14 protein-coding genes are annotated in these 16232 nt (G+C 65.9%); 4 read left to right on the top strand and 10 right to left on the bottom strand.

The genetic code is table 11. The features are described 5' to 3' along the window. Position 1 precedes the first annotated feature (1 nt). Positions 2-979, bottom strand: a complete 978-nt coding sequence (locus AC5RWO_RS13130) for an aldo/keto reductase (protein ID WP_498731841.1) — start codon at positions 977-979, stop codon at positions 2-4. A 154-nt stretch (positions 980-1133) separates the two neighbouring features. On the opposite strand from AC5RWO_RS13130, the gene argG reads away from it, so the two are divergent. Together argG and AC5RWO_RS13120 are read left to right on the top strand one after the other, a co-directional pair. Further along, positions 1134-2561, top strand: a complete 1428-nt coding sequence (gene argG / locus AC5RWO_RS13125) for an argininosuccinate synthase (RefSeq protein WP_498731839.1) — start codon at positions 1134-1136, stop codon at positions 2559-2561. 110 nt (positions 2562-2671) lie between these two features. Further along, positions 2672-3256: a mismatch-specific DNA-glycosylase gene (locus AC5RWO_RS13120; RefSeq protein ID WP_498731838.1), complete on the top strand. Its 585-nt coding sequence runs from the start codon at positions 2672-2674 to the stop codon at positions 3254-3256. Positions 3257-3271: 15 nt separating this feature from the next. Here the strand turns inward: AC5RWO_RS13120 and AC5RWO_RS13115 are convergent, their stop codons facing one another. The 6 genes from AC5RWO_RS13115 to AC5RWO_RS13090 all read right to left on the bottom strand — a co-directional run bounded on the left by AC5RWO_RS13115 (position 3272) and on the right by AC5RWO_RS13090 (position 12880). Further along, entirely contained in the window at positions 3272-3832 is a 561-nt protein-coding gene (locus AC5RWO_RS13115; RefSeq protein WP_498731837.1) for a hypothetical protein, read from the bottom strand. Then, complete coding sequence (locus AC5RWO_RS13110; RefSeq protein ID WP_498731836.1) at positions 3829-4338, bottom strand: DUF402 domain-containing protein; 510 nt, start codon at positions 4336-4338, stop codon at positions 3829-3831. Before AC5RWO_RS13110 ends, AC5RWO_RS13115 begins: the two co-directional genes overlap by 4 nt. A gap of 86 nt (positions 4339-4424) precedes the next feature. Then, a complete protein-coding gene (gene dxs, locus AC5RWO_RS13105) occupies positions 4425-6398 on the bottom strand; it encodes a 1-deoxy-D-xylulose-5-phosphate synthase (RefSeq protein ID WP_498731834.1) in 1974 nt (657 codons plus the stop codon). A gap of 142 nt (positions 6399-6540) precedes the next feature. Further along, the gene (acnA, locus tag AC5RWO_RS13100) at positions 6541-9330 is read right to left on the bottom strand and encodes an aconitate hydratase AcnA (protein ID WP_498731833.1); all 2790 of its coding nucleotides are present in this window, start codon (positions 9328-9330) and stop codon (positions 6541-6543) included. A gap of 251 nt (positions 9331-9581) precedes the next feature. After that, positions 9582-10907: a class I SAM-dependent RNA methyltransferase gene (locus AC5RWO_RS13095; RefSeq protein ID WP_498731831.1), complete on the bottom strand. Its 1326-nt coding sequence runs from the start codon at positions 10905-10907 to the stop codon at positions 9582-9584. Then, the gene (locus AC5RWO_RS13090; protein ID WP_498731830.1) at positions 10907-12880 is read right to left on the bottom strand and encodes an APC family permease; all 1974 of its coding nucleotides are present in this window, start codon (positions 12878-12880) and stop codon (positions 10907-10909) included. The genes AC5RWO_RS13095 and AC5RWO_RS13090 overlap by 1 nt, the downstream gene beginning before the upstream one ends. A 141-nt stretch (positions 12881-13021) precedes the next feature. Here AC5RWO_RS13090 and AC5RWO_RS13085 point away from each other — a divergent pair, with 141 nt between their 5' ends. Together AC5RWO_RS13085 and AC5RWO_RS13080 are read left to right on the top strand one after the other, a co-directional pair. Beyond that, the gene (locus tag AC5RWO_RS13085; RefSeq protein ID WP_498731828.1) at positions 13022-13696 is read left to right on the top strand and encodes a potassium channel family protein; all 675 of its coding nucleotides are present in this window, start codon (positions 13022-13024) and stop codon (positions 13694-13696) included. Further along, positions 13693-14391, top strand: a complete 699-nt coding sequence (locus tag AC5RWO_RS13080; RefSeq protein ID WP_139003710.1) for a potassium channel family protein — start codon at positions 13693-13695, stop codon at positions 14389-14391. The genes AC5RWO_RS13085 and AC5RWO_RS13080 overlap by 4 nt, the downstream gene beginning before the upstream one ends. Here the strand turns inward: AC5RWO_RS13080 and AC5RWO_RS13075 are convergent. The 3 genes from AC5RWO_RS13075 to AC5RWO_RS13065 are packed head-to-tail and all read right to left on the bottom strand — an operon-like array spanning position 14332 to position 16210. Then, positions 14332-15060, bottom strand: coding sequence for a DUF3159 domain-containing protein (locus AC5RWO_RS13075; RefSeq protein ID WP_498731827.1), 729 nt, complete (start codon positions 15058-15060; stop codon positions 14332-14334). The two genes, AC5RWO_RS13080 and AC5RWO_RS13075, sit on opposite strands and share 60 nt — an antisense overlap. A gap of 3 nt (positions 15061-15063) precedes the next feature. Continuing rightward, the gene (locus tag AC5RWO_RS13070) at positions 15064-15420 is read right to left on the bottom strand and encodes a hypothetical protein (protein ID WP_498731826.1); all 357 of its coding nucleotides are present in this window, start codon (positions 15418-15420) and stop codon (positions 15064-15066) included. Continuing rightward, a complete protein-coding gene (locus AC5RWO_RS13065; RefSeq protein ID WP_498731825.1) occupies positions 15413-16210 on the bottom strand; it encodes a DUF3710 domain-containing protein in 798 nt (265 codons plus the stop codon). Before AC5RWO_RS13065 ends, AC5RWO_RS13070 begins: the two co-directional genes overlap by 8 nt. Positions 16211-16232: the final 22 nt, after the last annotated feature.

Raw genomic sequence — 16232 nt, 5'->3', positions numbered from 1 at the left:
GCTAGAAGAGGGCGACTTTGGGCGCGGCGGGGAAGATCCCGTCCAGTTCGGCCAGGTCATCGTCCGTGGGCTGCCAGGAGGCGGCTTCGGCGTTTTGCCGGATCTGTTCGGGCTTGGTGGCGCCGGCGATGACCGACGCGACGGCCGGCTGGGCCGCCAGCCAGGAGAAGGCCACCTGGATTTCCGACAGGCCGCGACCGGCGGCGAAGCGGGAAAACGCGCCGAGCTGTTCCCAGTCCGCGTCCTTCAGCAGGTTGGTGCGCGAATGGGTCAGGCGGCTGCCTTCCGGCGCCTTGCCGTCCTTGTATTTGCCGGTCAGCAGCCCGTTGGCCAGCGGGAAGTACGGCAGGACGCCGAGCCCGTAGGCCTGCGCCGCCGGAAGAACTTCCAATTCGGCCCGGCGGTCCAGCAGGTTGTAATGGTTCTGCGAGGAGATGAACCGGGTGTAACCGCGCATCCGTGCCGTGAACTCGGCCTCCGCGATCTGCCAGCCGGCACGGTTGGAATGCCCGATGTAGCGGACCTTGCCGCTGCTGACCAGATCGTCCAGCGCGGCGAGAGTCTCCTCGATCGGCGTCAGCGCGTCAGGCGTGTGGAACTGGTAGAGATCGATCCACTCGGTGCCCAGCCTGCGCAGCGACGCCTCGGCGGCCTTGACGATGTACCGCCGCGAGCCGCGGGCGTTGAAATCGTTCCCGTTGGCTCCGTGGGTGTCCATCCCGAACTTCGTGGCGACAATGACATCCTCGCGCTTCCGCCCCAGCGCCTTGCCCAGGAATTCCTCGCTCAGGCCGGCGGTCTTTCCATAGGTGTCTGCGACGTCGAAAAGCGTGACGCCGGCGTCGACCGCGGCATTGACGACGGCGGTGGATCCGTCCTGCGTCTGGGTGGGGGTTCCGCTGCGGCCCAGATTATTGCAGCCGAGTCCTACTGCCGAGACGGTCAGTCCTGAAGCGCCCAGTCGGCGGTATTCCATCACTACATCCTTTTCGCTTGGCTTGTGTGGCCCGTCTCGAATCCTACCCGGCAAGACTTTGCGGCCGCGGTGGGCCGGTGATTTCCGGCACGTCACGTAGGCGTCAGCGGCGCGGTCGCTTCTGTCTTTGGGGGTCACTGCACATACCATCGAAGTCATGGCTAAAGTTTTGACTTCCCTTCCCGTCGGCGAACGTGTCGGCATCGCTTTTTCAGGCGGACTCGACACCTCCGTTGCCGTTGCCTGGATGCGCGACGGCGGCGCTGTTCCCTACACCTACACTGCCGATCTCGGCCAGTACGACGAGCCGGACATTGACGCGGTTCCCGGACGCGCCACCGAATACGGTGCCGAACTGTCCCGGCTGATCGATTGCAAGCCCGCCCTGGTGGAGGAAGGCCTGGCCGCGCTGGCGTGCGGCGCTTTCCACATCCGCAGCGCCGGCCGCGCGTACTTCAACACCACGCCGCTCGGCCGCGCCGTCACCGGCACCCTGCTGGTACGCGCCATGCGCGAGGACGGCGTGGACATCTGGGGCGACGGCTCCACCTACAAGGGCAACGACATCGAGCGCTTCTACCGCTACGGACTGCTGGCCCACCCGCGGCTGCGCATCTACAAGCCGTGGCTGGACCCGCGGTTCGTCTCGGAACTGGGCGGGCGCCAGGAAATGTCCGAGTGGCTGACCGCGCACAACTTCCCCTACCGCGACTCGGCCGAAAAGGCTTACAGCACGGACGCGAACATCTGGGGCGCCACCCATGAGGCCAAGACCCTGGAGCACCTGGACACCAGCCTTGAAGCGGTGCAGCCGATCATGGGCGTGGCGTTCTGGCGCGACGACGTGGAGATTGCCACCGAGGATGTCACCATCCGGTTCGAGGCGGGCCGTCCGATCGCCATCAACGGCACCGAATACTCCGACGCCGTGGCCCTGGTCAACGAAGCCAATGCGATCGGCGGCCGTCACGGCCTGGGCATGTCCGACCAGATCGAGAACCGCATCATCGAGGCCAAGTCCCGCGGCATCTACGAAGCACCGGCCATGGCGCTGCTGCACATCGCCTACGAGCGGCTGCTCAACGCCATCCACAACGAGGACACCGTGGCCAGCTACCACGCGCAGGGCCGCCGCCTGGGCCGCCTGATGTATGAAGGCCGCTGGCTGGACCCGCAGGCGCTGATGCTGCGCGAATCGCTGCAGAAGTGGGTCGGCTCGGCGGTTACCGGCGAGGTCACCCTCCGGCTGCGTCGCGGCGAGGACTATACAATCCTCGACACCAGCGGCCCGTCCCTGAGCTACCACCCGGACAAGCTTTCGATGGAGCGCGTGGGCGACGCCGCCTTTGGTCCGCTGGACCGGATCGGCCAGCTGACCATGCGCAACCTCGACATTGCCGATTCCCGCTCGCGGCTGGAGCAGTACGCTGCCCAGGGTCTGGTGGGCGGCCCGACCGCCGAACTGGTTGGCGCACTGGAGGCCGGCGGCGCCGATGAGATCGCCGATACCGCCGAGCTCGACGACGCCGGCCGTGCCGCCGACGAGGCGCTGGACCGCGCAGCGTTCGACGCCGGTACCGACTGACACGTCCGTCCCGCCCCTGTGGGTGGCCCGGAGGCCCGGCGCACCGTCTCTACGACGGAGCGCCGGGCTTTTGGCTTTGCCGCACTGGACCGCCGTGGAAGAGTTGAGCTGTGGTTTTCACACGTTCTGAACTGCTCGGTTACCAAAATGCCGAGGTTGCCGACTTCCTGGGTCCGGGTCTGCGACTGCTTTTCGTCGGCATCAATCCGGGCCTGTGGTCGGCCGCGACCGGAACGCACTTCGCGCGCCCCGGCAACCGTTTCTATCCGGCACTTGCGGCCGCCGGCATCACGGACCGCCTCATCCGCGCCTGCGATGGAATGACGGAGGACGACCGCAGCCACCTCATTGCACGTGGTGTCGGCATCACCAACGTTGTGTCCCGGGCTTCTGCCCGGGCCGACGAGCTGGACAGGGAAGAGCTGCAAGAGGGAGCGCTTCGGCTCGCTGACAAAGTCGCCGTGCTTGGTCCACGTGTAGTGGCGGTGGCCGGGATTACTGCCTACCGTGTCGGCTTCGGACGTCCCAAGGCACAACTCGGTCGCCAGCCGGAGACGATCGGCGGGGCCGAGCTGTGGGCGGTGCCTAACCCCAGTGGACTGAACGCCCACCAGACCGTGGCCACGCTCGCCGCCGCGTACCGCCAGCCGGCGCTGGCCGCCGGCCTGGTACTGCCCGAGAACGTGCAGCGGTAAAGCGCTGGAAGGGGCTCAGTCCAGGCTGAACGGTGCTTTGGCAGGCAGCGGATGCTTTTGCTTAGCGGCACGGGGATCACCGTAGGGTGCCACGCCGATGCTGAGCTTGGTGAAGTCCAGCTTCGCTTCGCGCAGGCACGTTTTCAGGCCGGCGACCGCTTTGCCCGCGTCCGGTGCCAGCGTGAAGATGTTCAATTTTCCCGGTGCGAACTCGGACCGGTCCACCACCCCCAACCCACGCCAGGCGAAGAATTCGGTGATCGTCCGCGTGGCTTTGTCTTCCAGGTACTGGTCCCGTTCGGTGCCCGTGCTGGTCTTGAGCGCATACTGCGCGATCACCCAGAACTGGTCCTCCCTGGCGATCTCGGCAAAGCCGTCCTCCGCGCACTGGCCTGCGAACGCCTCCAGCAGGGCCGCGGCAGCATCCTCGGCGACGCCGTTCGTTTCCCGGGTGATGCTCTGGTGCCCCACGGTGCCGTGATTGACCACGAACTGGCCGAAGTCCTCGTCGTACCAGGCCTCGCGGAACTGCAGGACTCCTTTGTCATCGTGCTTGTATAACCGGAGAAAGCTCATGGGCGGGCCTTTCTAAACCAGTCGTCGGCAGTGCCGTCAAAGGGCGGTATGCGGTCTCTAACCGCCGAATAGATTCTGTTGCATTCCGCCTGGGTCGCAGAGATGGCCCAGGCGGGGTAATTCATGGCGACCTGGTGCTCCGCGAACTCGTCTTCGTCGTCGATCCAGGTTCTGCGCTCGTCGAAGGTACGGATGACATCCAGATCCATGTCGATCAGCGTGACCTCGTACCCGATGCCGGCAGCCAGCTCCTGCCACCGGATGTCCGACACGATGTCGACGTAGATCTCCACCTTTTTCGGGTGGAGTTCATCGAAGAACGTGACCACATGGTGCCCGTCGTGCGGGATCATCACCAACGCGTCGGAGGCAGCGTAAAAGGCAACGGCAGGTTTTGCCACGAAGGAGCCGGTGGGCTGGGAGATCCAGTGCCCGAAGCGGTCCTCGCCCAGATAGTCTCCCGGCACCACCCAGTGGGGTTCGCCGTTCCACTTCCTGTTCCGCATCACGACCAGCTCGCCTGGTCCGATACGTTCCGGGCCGCGAGATGGGGACGCGGCGGCAGCGCCCGGCGAAGCGGGGTCCGGCGCGCTCACTGGATCTTGGGAATCTGGCCCGTTGGCATTTCCTGGCCGGGCAGCGGCCGGGCGAAAGGCACTTTGGTTCCGAGGACCTGGGCAACGACGTCGTGAGTAACCTGGCGCGCGGTCAGGCCGACGCGTTCCATCACCTGGGACCGTGTTCCGTGTGACAGGAACTCCACCGGCAGCCCTACCTCGTTCAACGCGGTGTCCACGCCTTCGGCCCGCATTTCCTGCCGGATTCGGGAGCCAACCCCGCCGGCACGGACGCCGTCTTCGATCACAATCACGATCCGGTGCTGCGCTGCCATCGCAATGATGGACCGGGCCACGGGCAGCACCCAGCGTGGATCCACCACGGTGGAGCTGATGCCCTGGGCGCCGAGCCGGTTGGAGACCTCCAGCGCGAGTTCGCTCATGGCGCCGATGCTGACGATGAGCACGTCGTTTTCGGTGGAGCCGGACGGGCGGCGGGCGAGCACGTCGACGCCGTCCTTGAGCCGCTCGATGGCTTCGACCTCCGAGCCGACCGAGCCTTTGGAAAAGCGGATGACGGTGGGCGCGTCATGGACGGCGACCGCTTCCCGCAGCTCTTCCTTCAACCGGGAGGCATCGCGCGGCGCCGCCAGATGCAGCCCGGGTACGATCTGCAGCATGGCCATGTCCCACATGCCGTGATGGCTCGGGCCGTCCGGGCCGGTCACACCGGCCCGGTCCAGGACCACGGTGACGCCGGCCTTGTGCAGGGCAACGTCCATCAGCAACTGGTCGAACGCCCGGTTCAGGAAGGTGGCATAGAGCGCAACCACCGGATGCAGTCCGCCGTAGGCCATGCCCGCGGCGCTCGTGAGTGCGTGCTGCTCGGCGATGCCGACGTCGATAACCCGGTCCGGGTGGTTCGCGGCAAACTTGTGCAGGCCCACCGGGATAAGCATGGCGCCGGTTATGCCGACGATGTCCTGGCGCTCATCGGCGATATCGGCGATTTCGTTGGCGAAGACCGAGGTCCAGGACTGCACTCCCCCGGCGTCAACCGGCTCACCGGTCTCCGGATCGATTACGCCGACGGCGTGGAACTGGTCGGCTTCATGGGCCCGCGCCGGAGCGTAGCCGCGGCCTTTCTCGGTCATCGCGTGGACAATGACCGGGCCGGCGTACTTGCGGGCCTGCGTCAGCGCCTCCTCGACCGCAGCCATGTCATGGCCGTCGATGGGCCCGATGTACTTCATGCCCAGGTCTTCGAAAAGTCCCTGCGGCGCCCACCAGTCCTTGATGCCCTTCTTCGCGGCGTGCAGGCTCTTGTAGGCCAGCTGGGAGAACACGCCGCCGTCCTCCAGCCGGTCCTTCCACCAGTCCAGCGTGCCTTCGTACGCCTTGTGCGTGCGGACCTTGTCGATGGTGGAGCGCAGTGCGGCCAGCTGGTCTGCCAGACCTCCGATCGTGGGCGCGTAGGAGCGGCCATTGTCGTTGACGACGATGACGACGCGGCGGTCCTTGTCGGCCGCGATATTGTTCACGGCTTCCCATGCCATACCGCCGGTCAGGGCGCCGTCGCCGACCATGGCGACGACGTAGCGCTCACCTTCGCCGTTCAGCTTCCGGGCGCGGGAGATTCCGTCGGCCCAGGACAACGACGACGACGCGTGGGAAGACTCGACGATGTCGTGCACGGATTCGGAACGCTCCGGGTAGCCGGACAGGCCGCCCTCCTGCCGCAGCGTGGAGAAGTCCTGCCGGCCGGTGACCAGTTTGTGCACGTAGGACTGGTGGCCGGTATCGAAGACAATGCTGTCCCGCGGCGAATCGAACACCCGGTGGATTCCCAGGGTCAGTTCGACAACCCCAAGGTTGGGACCGAGATGCCCGCCGGTCTGGGCCACGTTCGTGATGAGGAACTGGCGGATTTCCCCAGCGAGGCTTTCCAGCTGCCTCGTGCTGAGTTTGCTGAGGTCCTGCGGATTACGGATTGTCTCCAGTAGACCCATGGAAGCCTCCCTTACTGATGAATAGCATTGCCCGCCAGACGCCTCTGCTTCGGGCCGCGGTCGACACTTAACCATAACGCGCAGAAGGCCCCCGGCCCGCCCTGGGGGCGGAGTCCGGGAGCCTTCCGTGGGTCCTGAACCGTTACGCTGCGGTCAGCTGGCGCAGTACATACTGCAGGATTCCGCCGTTACGGTAGTAGTCCGCTTCGCCCGGTGTGTCGATGCGCACAACGGCGTCGAAGCTGATGCTCTTGCCGTCCTCGTCCGTGGCGGTAACCTTCACCGTCTTCGGCGTGGAACCGTTGTTGAGCTCGGTCACACCTTCGAAGGCAAAGGTCTCCGTACCGGAGAGTCCCAGCGAGGCAGCGTTCTCGCCCGCGGCGTACTGCAGCGGCAGCACGCCCATGCCAATGAGGTTGGAGCGGTGGATGCGCTCGAAGCTCTCGGCAATGACGGCCTTGACGCCCAGCAGCGCGGTGCCCTTGGCTGCCCAGTCGCGGGACGAACCAGAACCGTATTCCTTGCCGGCCAGCACCACCAGCGGGGTGCCGGCGACCTGGTAGTTCATCGCGGCGTCGTAGATGTAGGCCTGCGGGCCGCCGGTCTGCGTGAAGTCGCGGGTGAAGCCGCCTTCGACGCCGTCCAGCAGCAGGTTACGCAGCCGGATGTTGGCGAACGTACCGCGGATCATGACTTCGTGGTTGCCACGGCGCGAGCCGTAGGAGTTGAAGTCCTTGCGCTCCACACCGTGCTCGAGCAGGTACCGTCCCGCCGGGCTGTCCGACTTGAAGGAACCGGCCGGGGAGATGTGGTCCGTGGTCACCGAGTCGCCGAGCTTGGCCAGGACACGCGCGCCGGTAATGTCCTGCACCGGTGCGGGAGTGGCCTGCATGCCCTCGAAGTACGGTGGCTTCCGCACGTAGGTGGAGTCCTGGTCCCAGGCAAAGGTGTCGCCTGCGGGAGTGTCCAGCGCCTTCCAGCGGTCGTCGCCGTCGAAGACACCCGCGTAGCCCTTGACGAACATCTCCTCGTCGATGGAGGTGTCCATAATGGACTGCACTTCGGTCGGGCTCGGCCAGATGTCCTTCAGGAAGACATCGTTACCGGCCTCGTCCTGGCCCAGCGGGTCATTCTCGAAGTCGAAGTCCATGGATCCGGCCAGGGCGTAGGCAATGACCAGCGGCGGCGAGGCCAGGTAGTTCATCTTCACGTCCGGGTTGATCCGGCCTTCGAAGTTGCGGTTACCGGACAGGACCGCCGTGACGGACAGGTCGTGGGCCTGGATGGCGTCGGAGATCTCGGTTTCCAGCGGGCCGGAGTTGCCGATGCAGGTGGCGCAGCCGTAGCCCACCGTGAAGAAGCCCAGCTTCTCCAGGTACGGGACCAGGCCGGACTTCTCGTAGTAGTCGGTGACAACCTTCGAACCCGGCGCCACGGAGGTCTTCACCCACGGCTTGGAGGTCAGACCCTTGTCGACGGCGTTGCGAGCCAGCACGGCTGCGGCCAGCATGACCGAGGGGTTGGACGTGTTGGTGCAGGAGGTGATGGACGCAATGGTCACCGCTCCGTGGTCCAGCACGAACTCACGGCCGTCGTCCATCTTGACGGTGACCGGCTTGGTCGGCCGCCCGTTCGAATTGGCGGCCGCGGAGTGGCGCACGGTGGAGGTCATGGCGGGCGAGTCCGAGGCGGGGAAGGATTCCTCGAGGGCCTCGTCCAGCGCATCCTCATTGGCTGCCGCTACGTAGTTGTGCAGGTCCTTGCGGAACTGTTCCTTCGATGCGGAGAGCTCAATGCGGTCCTGCGGACGCTTTGGTCCGGCGATGGACGGCACCACGGTGGACAGATCCAGTTCCAGGTACTCCGAGAACTTCAGCTCGCGGGACGGGTCATGCCACAGGCCCTGTTCCTTGGCGTAGGCCTCGACCAAGGCAACGTTCTCGTCGGAACGTCCGGTCAGGCGCAGGTAGTCCAGCGTAACGTCGTCGATCGGGAACATGGCTGCAGTCGAGCCGAATTCCGGGCTCATGTTGCCGATGGTGGCGCGGTTGGCCAGCGGAACTGCGGCGACGCCTTCGCCGTAGAATTCGACGAACTTGCCCACAACACCGTGCTTGCGCAGCATTTCGGTGATGGTCAGGACGACGTCGGTAGCCGTTGCGCCCGCGGGGATGGAGCCGCTGAGCTTGAAGCCGACCACGCGCGGGATCAGCATCGAGACGGGCTGGCCGAGCATGGCTGCCTCTGCTTCAATGCCGCCAACGCCCCAGCCCAGTACGCCCAGGCCGTTGACCATGGTGGTGTGGGAGTCGGTGCCGACGCAGGTGTCGGGGTAAGCGCGCAGCTTGCCCTCGACTTCGCGGGTCATGACCGTGCGCGCCAGGTATTCGATATTGACCTGGTGGACAATGCCCGTTCCCGGCGGGACAACCTTGAAGTCGTCGAACGCAGTCTGGCCCCAACGCAGGAACTGGTAACGCTCGCCGTTGCGCTGGTACTCGATCTCCATGTTGCGCTCAAGGGCGCCGGCGTTGCCGAAGGCATCGATCTGCACTGAGTGGTCGATGACCATCTCGGCCGGGGCAAGCGGGTTAACCCGGGAGGCATCGCCGCCGAGTTCCTTGACTGCCTCGCGCATGGTCGCCAGGTCCACAACACAGGGAACACCGGTGAAGTCCTGCATGATGACGCGGGCGGGGGTGAACTGGATTTCCGTGTCCGGCTGGGCGTTCGGGTCCCAGTTGGCCAGTGCGCGGACGTGGTCCGCGGTGATGTTTGCGCCGTCCTCGGTCCGGAGCAGATTCTCCAACAGGACCTTGAGGCTGAACGGAAGGCTCTCGGCGCCTTCGACGGAATTCAGCCGGAAAATTTCATATTCGGACCCGGCAACGTCTAGTACGCCTTTGGATCCGAAGCTGTCCACATTACTCATAACAGGACTCCTCTCGCCACACTTTATCTTTGTCCGGGCAGCAGTCCCCCGCTAGTTAGGCTTCCCTAATTCACGCACACCGCTGATCGTGGCAGACGCTGATGGAACCAGCAGTCTGCATTCGCCGGAATTGGCTTTCACGGTTCCGGCCGCATCGGCAGCAGTGCCGTGCGCGGCCCCGGACATCCTTTTCCCATCCTAGCCCTCCGCCCGGAATGCGACGCAGTGATGACAGGCACTTCCAACGCGGCTCAGGCCCGCGGCGGCACCAGCTCCGCGAAGGACTCCATATGGTGCGTGTTCGGATACAGATCAAACACCCTCAGTGTCTTGAGCTCCCAGCCAAGGGCCATAAAGTAGCCCAGATCGCGGGCGAAGGAGGCCGGATCGCAGGAAACGTAGCCCACTACGCGCGGCCGCTGGTCGTGCAGCAGGTGCACCACGGTCCTGCCCGCACCGGCGCGCGGCGGATCGAGGACGACGGCGTCCAGGCCGTTCTGCGACCGCAGTGCCTTCTCCACCTTGCCCTGGACAATGGTCACCTGCGGCGCGTCGTGCAGGTTCTTGCGGGCGTCGCGGCTGGTGCCCGGGGACCCTTCGACCGAAAGCACCGTACCGGTGACGCCTACCGCTTCCGCCAGGGGAGCCGTAAACAGGCCGGCGCCGGCGTACAGGTCCGCCACCCGCTCCCCCGGCTGCGGCCGCACACCTGCCATGACTGCTTCCGTCAGCACCTGGGGTGCCGAGCGGTGGATCTGCCAGAAGCCGTCACCGGTCACCCGGTACTGATGGTTCCCGCAGGTTTCGGCCACCCAGGTCCTGCCCTTCAGCCGGGTGAGTTTGCGTTCCTCTGGCTCCCAGACTGCAACGGATGCGGACGGGTCAATGGCGGCGGCCACGGCCGCCATGCGCCGCGGCGACGCGTTGGGCTCGGGTACCAGCAGCACCAGCGGCGCGGAACCGTTCGCCGGCGCCGCCACCTCGACGCGGGACACCTGGTTCAGGTCCGCTTCCCACAGGCGCAGATCGTTGATGGCAGCCACCGCCAGCGGCATTTCGGTTACCGGAACCAGCTCATCGGAGCGGTGCGCGTGCATGGCCAGATGCCCGCTCTTGTCCACGGCAAAAGCCGCCCGGGTCCGCCAGCCCAGCCCGCCGTCGTCGTTCTCATCCGCAGCTTCCACAACGACCTGCCGTTCGACGCGGGCCAGCCGCTGCAGCTGCTCTTCGAACACCGCCGCTTTGAGCCGCCGCTGCTCGGCGAGTTCAATGTGGCCGAACTCGGCGCCGCCCACCGCCGGTCGGTGGCGCTTGGCTGCCAGCAAGGCGTCCGCGCGGTCCCAAGGGTGCGCCACGCGGTGGGGCGAAGCCTCGAGCACCTCGACCGTGTCGGCGCGCCAGAAACCGGAGTCCGCACCGCCGTCGGTAACCCGCACGCGGACAAGTTCACCGGGCAGCGCGTGCCGGACGAAGACCACGCGGCCCTCGTGCCGGGCGACAAAGTGCCCGCCATGCGCCGGGGCGCCGATCCTCAGTTCGAGTTCAACGGGGTCAGTGGGGTCAGCGGCCTGCGCCATTAGGGAAACTCCTGGTATTTGCGGACGGCATCGGAGGAAGCCAGCTGCCAGGGAACGCTGGCAACCATGACTCCCGGTTCGAAATGCAGTCGGGTTTTGATCCGCAGGGCGGTCTGGTTGTGCACTAGCTGCTCCCACCACCGGCCCACGACGTACTCCGGAATGTACACGACCACCAGATCGCGGGGTGAATCGCGCCGGATGTTCTTGATGTACTCGATGATCGGGACGGTGGTGTCGCGGTACGGGGACGCCAGGACGGTGATCGGCACGGGAATCTTGTAGCGTTCCCAGTCTGCCAGCGTCGCTTTCGTCTCTTCCTCGTCGATGTCCACGATGACCGCATCGAGTTTCGACGGGCGGGAGGCGCGGGCAAAGGCCAGCGCGCGCAGCACGGGTTTGCGCACGTGCGAGACCAGGATCACCGCGTGGACCCGGGACGGGAGCGCGGTGGCGGGTTGGTTCTCGTCCACGGCCAGTTCCTGCGCCACCTGCTCGTAGTGCCGGTGAATGCTGTACATGATCAGCGCCAGGATGACAATGCCGGCCACTGCGATCCACGCGCCGAACACAAACTTGCTCACGAGCACCACCACCAGCACCGTGGCGGTCATGATGAACCCGATGAGGTTGATGACGCGCGAGCGGGCCATCCGCCGTCGTACTGGTTTGTGCGGCGTGGACCGGATCTGCCGGGAAAAGTGCTTGATCATGCCGAGCTGGCTGAAGGTGAAGGAGACGAACACGCCCACCACGTACAGCTGGATGAGTTCGGTGACATCGGCCTCGAAAATCAGGATCAGCACCAGGGCAGCGCCGGCCAGCGCCATGACGCCGTTGCTGTAGCTCAGCCGGTCGCCGCGGGTGCGCAGCTGCCGGGGCAGGAAACCGTCCGTGGCCAGGATGGAGGCCAGCGACGGGAAGGCGGTGAAGGCAGAGTGGCTGGCCAGGACCAGGATCAGGCCGGTGGCCGCCAGGACCAGATAGAACAGCACATTGCCGCGGTCGAAGACGGTCGCCGCGAGCTGGCTGATGACCGGCGTCTGCAGGTAGTCCGCCGGTAGCGGACCGCCGTTGAGCCGCAGCTGCTCGGCGGGAACCTGGACCACGTGGACCCGGGTGGCGCGGGCCAGATACAGCACCGCCATGGTCATCACCGTGGCAGCGACGCCGAGGACCAGCAGCGCCGTCGCAGCATTCCTGGCCCGCGGCGGCTGGAACGCCTGGACGTTGCCCGCCGGGGTTTCCACACCGGTCAGCGCAGCCGCGCCGGTAGAGAACGCGCGCAGCACCAGCAGCGCTCCGGCCAGGCCGGTCAGCCCGGCCTGGAACTCCGCGGCCGGCACAATGTCCAGCCCGGCGCTGGGCGCCAGCTCGAGCTGGCCGGTCACGTCCTGGATGAAGCCCACCAGGCACATCAGCAGGATCAGCCCCACGAAGGCGTACGTCGGGATGGCCACCGACCTACCACCGCGCCGCAGCCCGCGCAGGTGCAGCAAAGCAAGAATTACGACGCCGGCAACGGCCGCCGTCGTTTGCCATCCCCTGAGCGCGGGGAACGCTGCGATGACGTAGTGCGCGGCAGAGGACATGGAGACCGCCACGGTGAGCACGTAGTCGAACATGAGCGCTGAACCGACGGTGATGCCGGCGTTCTTGCCCAGGTTCTCGCTGGCGATCTGGTAGTCCCCGCCGGAGGGGTACGCGTGCACGCTTTGGCGGTAGGAAGCGACGATGACCAGCAGCACCACCATGACCGCCAGGCCGACCAGCGGCGACAGCGCGACGGCGGCCACTCCCGCCAGCGCCAGGGTCAGCAGGATCTCATCCGGAGAGTACGCCACGGAGGAGAGCGCGTTGGCTGAAAACACCGGCAGCGCCAGCCGTTGCGGCAGCGGCTGGGCTTTGGCACGTTCGGTCCGGAACGGCCTGCCCACCAGGATGCGCTTGAGCGCGTTAAGGGAGGTCAGCATGTTCCGCCGTTCCACGCACGCACAGGTACGGACACAGTCATCACGCATGAAAGCTTACTGCCGCGGGCGCCACCGCGCTGTTGCGGCCCTCTTGCCGATAAGCTTGCTGCTGGACAACATGCTTCAAGGGAAGGGAATCCGGTGGCGCATTTCGTGATCATGGGGTGCGGACGCGTTGGCGTGACACTGGCGCATACGCTGGATGAATCGGGGCACAGCGTGGCGGTGATCGACCAGGACGACAGCGCCTTCCGCCGGTTGCGCAGCGACTTTTCCGGGCGCAAAATCACCGGCGTCGGTTTCGACCGCGACACCCTGCGTCACGCGGATATCGAAAATGCCTATGCCTTCGCCGCGGTCTCCAGTGGCGACAACTCGAACATCCTGGCCACCCGGGTAGCGCGCGAGACCTTCCATGTTCCCCACGTCGTCGCCCGTATCTACGATCCTGGGCGGGCCGAAATCTACCAGCGGCTGGGCATTCCCACCGTGGCCGCCGTGCGCTGGAGCGCGGACCAGGTGCTGCGGCGGATCCTGCCCGAGCAAAGCATCAAGGGCGACTATCGGGAAGCTTCCGGGCGACTGATTCTCGGCGAGGTGTCCCTGCACGACGGCTGGGTCGGGCACGGCTTCGCGGAGATCGAGGCCGCTTCCGGTGCCCGGGTAGCGTATCTGACGCGGTTCGGCGAGGGCATGCTGCCCGGCCCCGAAACCCGTTACCAGCAAGGCGACATCGTCCACGCCATGATGAACGTGGCCGCCACCCATGAGATCGCCGGCATCCTGTCCAAGCCGCCGGTTAAGGAGTCCGAATGAAGGTAGTTATCGCCGGGGCAGGCAGCGTCGGCTCCTCCATCGCACGGGAGCTCCTCTCCAACAACCACGACATCCTGCTGATCGACCAGAAGCCCGAAGCAATCGGCCGCAGCGGCCTCAAGGGTGCCCGCTGGTTGATCGGGGACGCGTGCGAAATCACCACGCTGCGCGACGCCAACCTGGACGAAGCCGACGTGGTGGTTTCCGCCACGGGCGACGACAAGGTGAACCTGGTGGTCTCGCTGCTGGCCAAGAGCGAATTCGGTGTCGCCCGGACCGTCGGCCGGGTGAACAACCCCAAAAACGACTGGATGTTTGACGACTCGTGGGGCGTGGACGTAGCCGTCAACACGCCGCGCCTGATGACCGCGCTGGTGGAAGAGGCGGTGGAAATCGGCGATCTGGTCCGCCTGCTGACGCTGCAGACCGGCGTGGCCTCCATGGTCGAATTCACCGTGCCCCACGATTCGCCGCTGGTCGGCAGGACGCTGGGCTCCATCGACTGGCCGCAGGACGCCACGGTCGTGGCCATTCTGCGCGACGATGCGCCCATCACGCCCAGCATGGACGACGTTATCGAGGACAGCGACGAGCTGTTCTTCGTGACGACCATCGCCGCCGAAGACCAGCTGCGGTCAGTGCTGACTGCCCGGAGCAGCAGTGCCGCCGACGACGGCGCCGCCGACCGGGCGTGAGACCATCCACGCCAGCCAGAGGCCGAGCGCGTACAGCGGCACGCCCATGACCAGCCGCGCGGTACCCAGCGCCACCAGGGCATCCGGGCCCATGAAGTACAGCGGCACCTGGACGGCCAGGCGCAGAGCCAGCACGGCGATGACAATCCAGGTCGCCAGCACATAGGCCCGCAAGCGGCGCGGTTCCTTCCGCCAGTCCGTCCCTTCGCCCCGGATGAAGCCGAACAGCAGTCCGGCCAACGGCCATTTGACCGCAATCGAAATGACCATGCCCACAATGTAGGCAGCGTTGGTGAAGAAGCCCGGAATGTAGAAGGTCTCGGCCCGGCCGGTCGTGTTGGCGACAAAGGCACAGATGGCAACGCCGATCAGTCCGGAAAACGCCTGGACCACGGTGCCGCGCTGGATCAGCCGCAGGATGGTAAACACTGCCGCGATGCCCAGCGCCCCGATCAGGGCCGGTGCCAGATCGCGGACAGCGGTGAAGACTACGAGGAAGACCAGACCGGGCAGAATGCTTTCGGTCAGACCGCGGACGCCGCCCACGGATTTGAGCACGTCGATCTGGCCGTCTTCGCGGCGCTCCACTCCCGCCCGCGCCGCGTAGGCACCGGCGAGCTCGCTGACGGATTTCTCCTGCTCATCGCGAGGTTCGGGTTTTTCAGTCATGGCTCAATTCTCCAACAGGCTTTGGATTTCATAGCGCGGGTTGTACATCGTCGGCAGCCCGTCGACTTCGAACACGGTTCCTTCGAAACCCAGCCGGATACCGGCGTCGATGCCCGGTACCCGCCGCTGGCCCAGCCAGATCAGGCGGATCCTCGCCGGCCGCTGCTTCACGCCGGCCTCGGTTGCCCCGGCTCCGGGCCCCGTCGAGGTCAGCACGGCCGAGAAACTTGGCGCCTGGCCCACGGGAAGAATCGTGATCGACTCCACGTATCCCATGGAACGCACGCGCCCACGCTTCGGCAGTCCTTCCAACGGAATAACGACGGCGGACCCGGCATCGGGACGCCGGTCCTTAGCCAATGTGGGTGATCTCGGGTCCGCGCTCGGGTGCGCTCAAGCCGGGCGCAGGTTGGCCGGGCGCAGGCTGACCGTCCTGCGTGCGCAGGCTCGCATCCTTGGGCAACCGCAGCGTCAGCAGATCCCGTGGCGGCAGCGGTTGGTCGCCCCGGACCACAACGGTCTGGCGGAAGAGCTCTTCCAGCTCCGCTGCCTTGGCCCGGTCCAATGCAGCCGCACCACCGATGACTCCGCGCAGGAACCAACGCGGACCGTCGACGCCGATGAACCGCGCTACCCTGAAGCCACGCTTCCCGTCCGACGTCTGGGCGGGCAGTTTGGCCACAACTTCTGTCCCCAGCGGCCCGCTGACCTCCTCAACTGTCCCGCCCTGGGAACCGATGGATGAAGCCAGCTGTTCGCGGATTTCCTCCCACAGGCCCTCGGACTTAGGCGCCGCGAAGGCCTGCAGCTGCAAACTGGAACCGGACAGGTCCAGCGTTACGGCGATGACCCGCTGGGTTTTCTCCTCTACTTCCAGCCGTAGCTGAAGTCCGTCACGGGGCCGGATTTTCAGCGCGCCGAGATCGAGGTATCCCTCATCGGTCTCTTTTTCGGCGCTATCGAACGGACCGCTGCTGCGCAGTTCCGCATCGGTCTTGGCAGCCTTCGGCAAAGTCTGGGCTGCTTCTGCCTGTTCCGGGTCGGCTGCGGGATCGGAGGCTTCGCCCGGAGTCTGCACTTCGTCGCTCTCCGCTGCGGTCTCCGGCAGATCGCTCGTCTCGTTCTTGTTCTTGCGGCGCCCAAAGATCATCGTCGGGTCCTTTCTGAAGCCG

The sequence above is a fragment of the Arthrobacter sp. B055-34 genome (genome assembly GCF_059090425.1).
The sequence above is the reverse complement of the archived record's forward strand: the minus strand, read 5'-3'. Positions and strand labels throughout refer to the sequence as shown.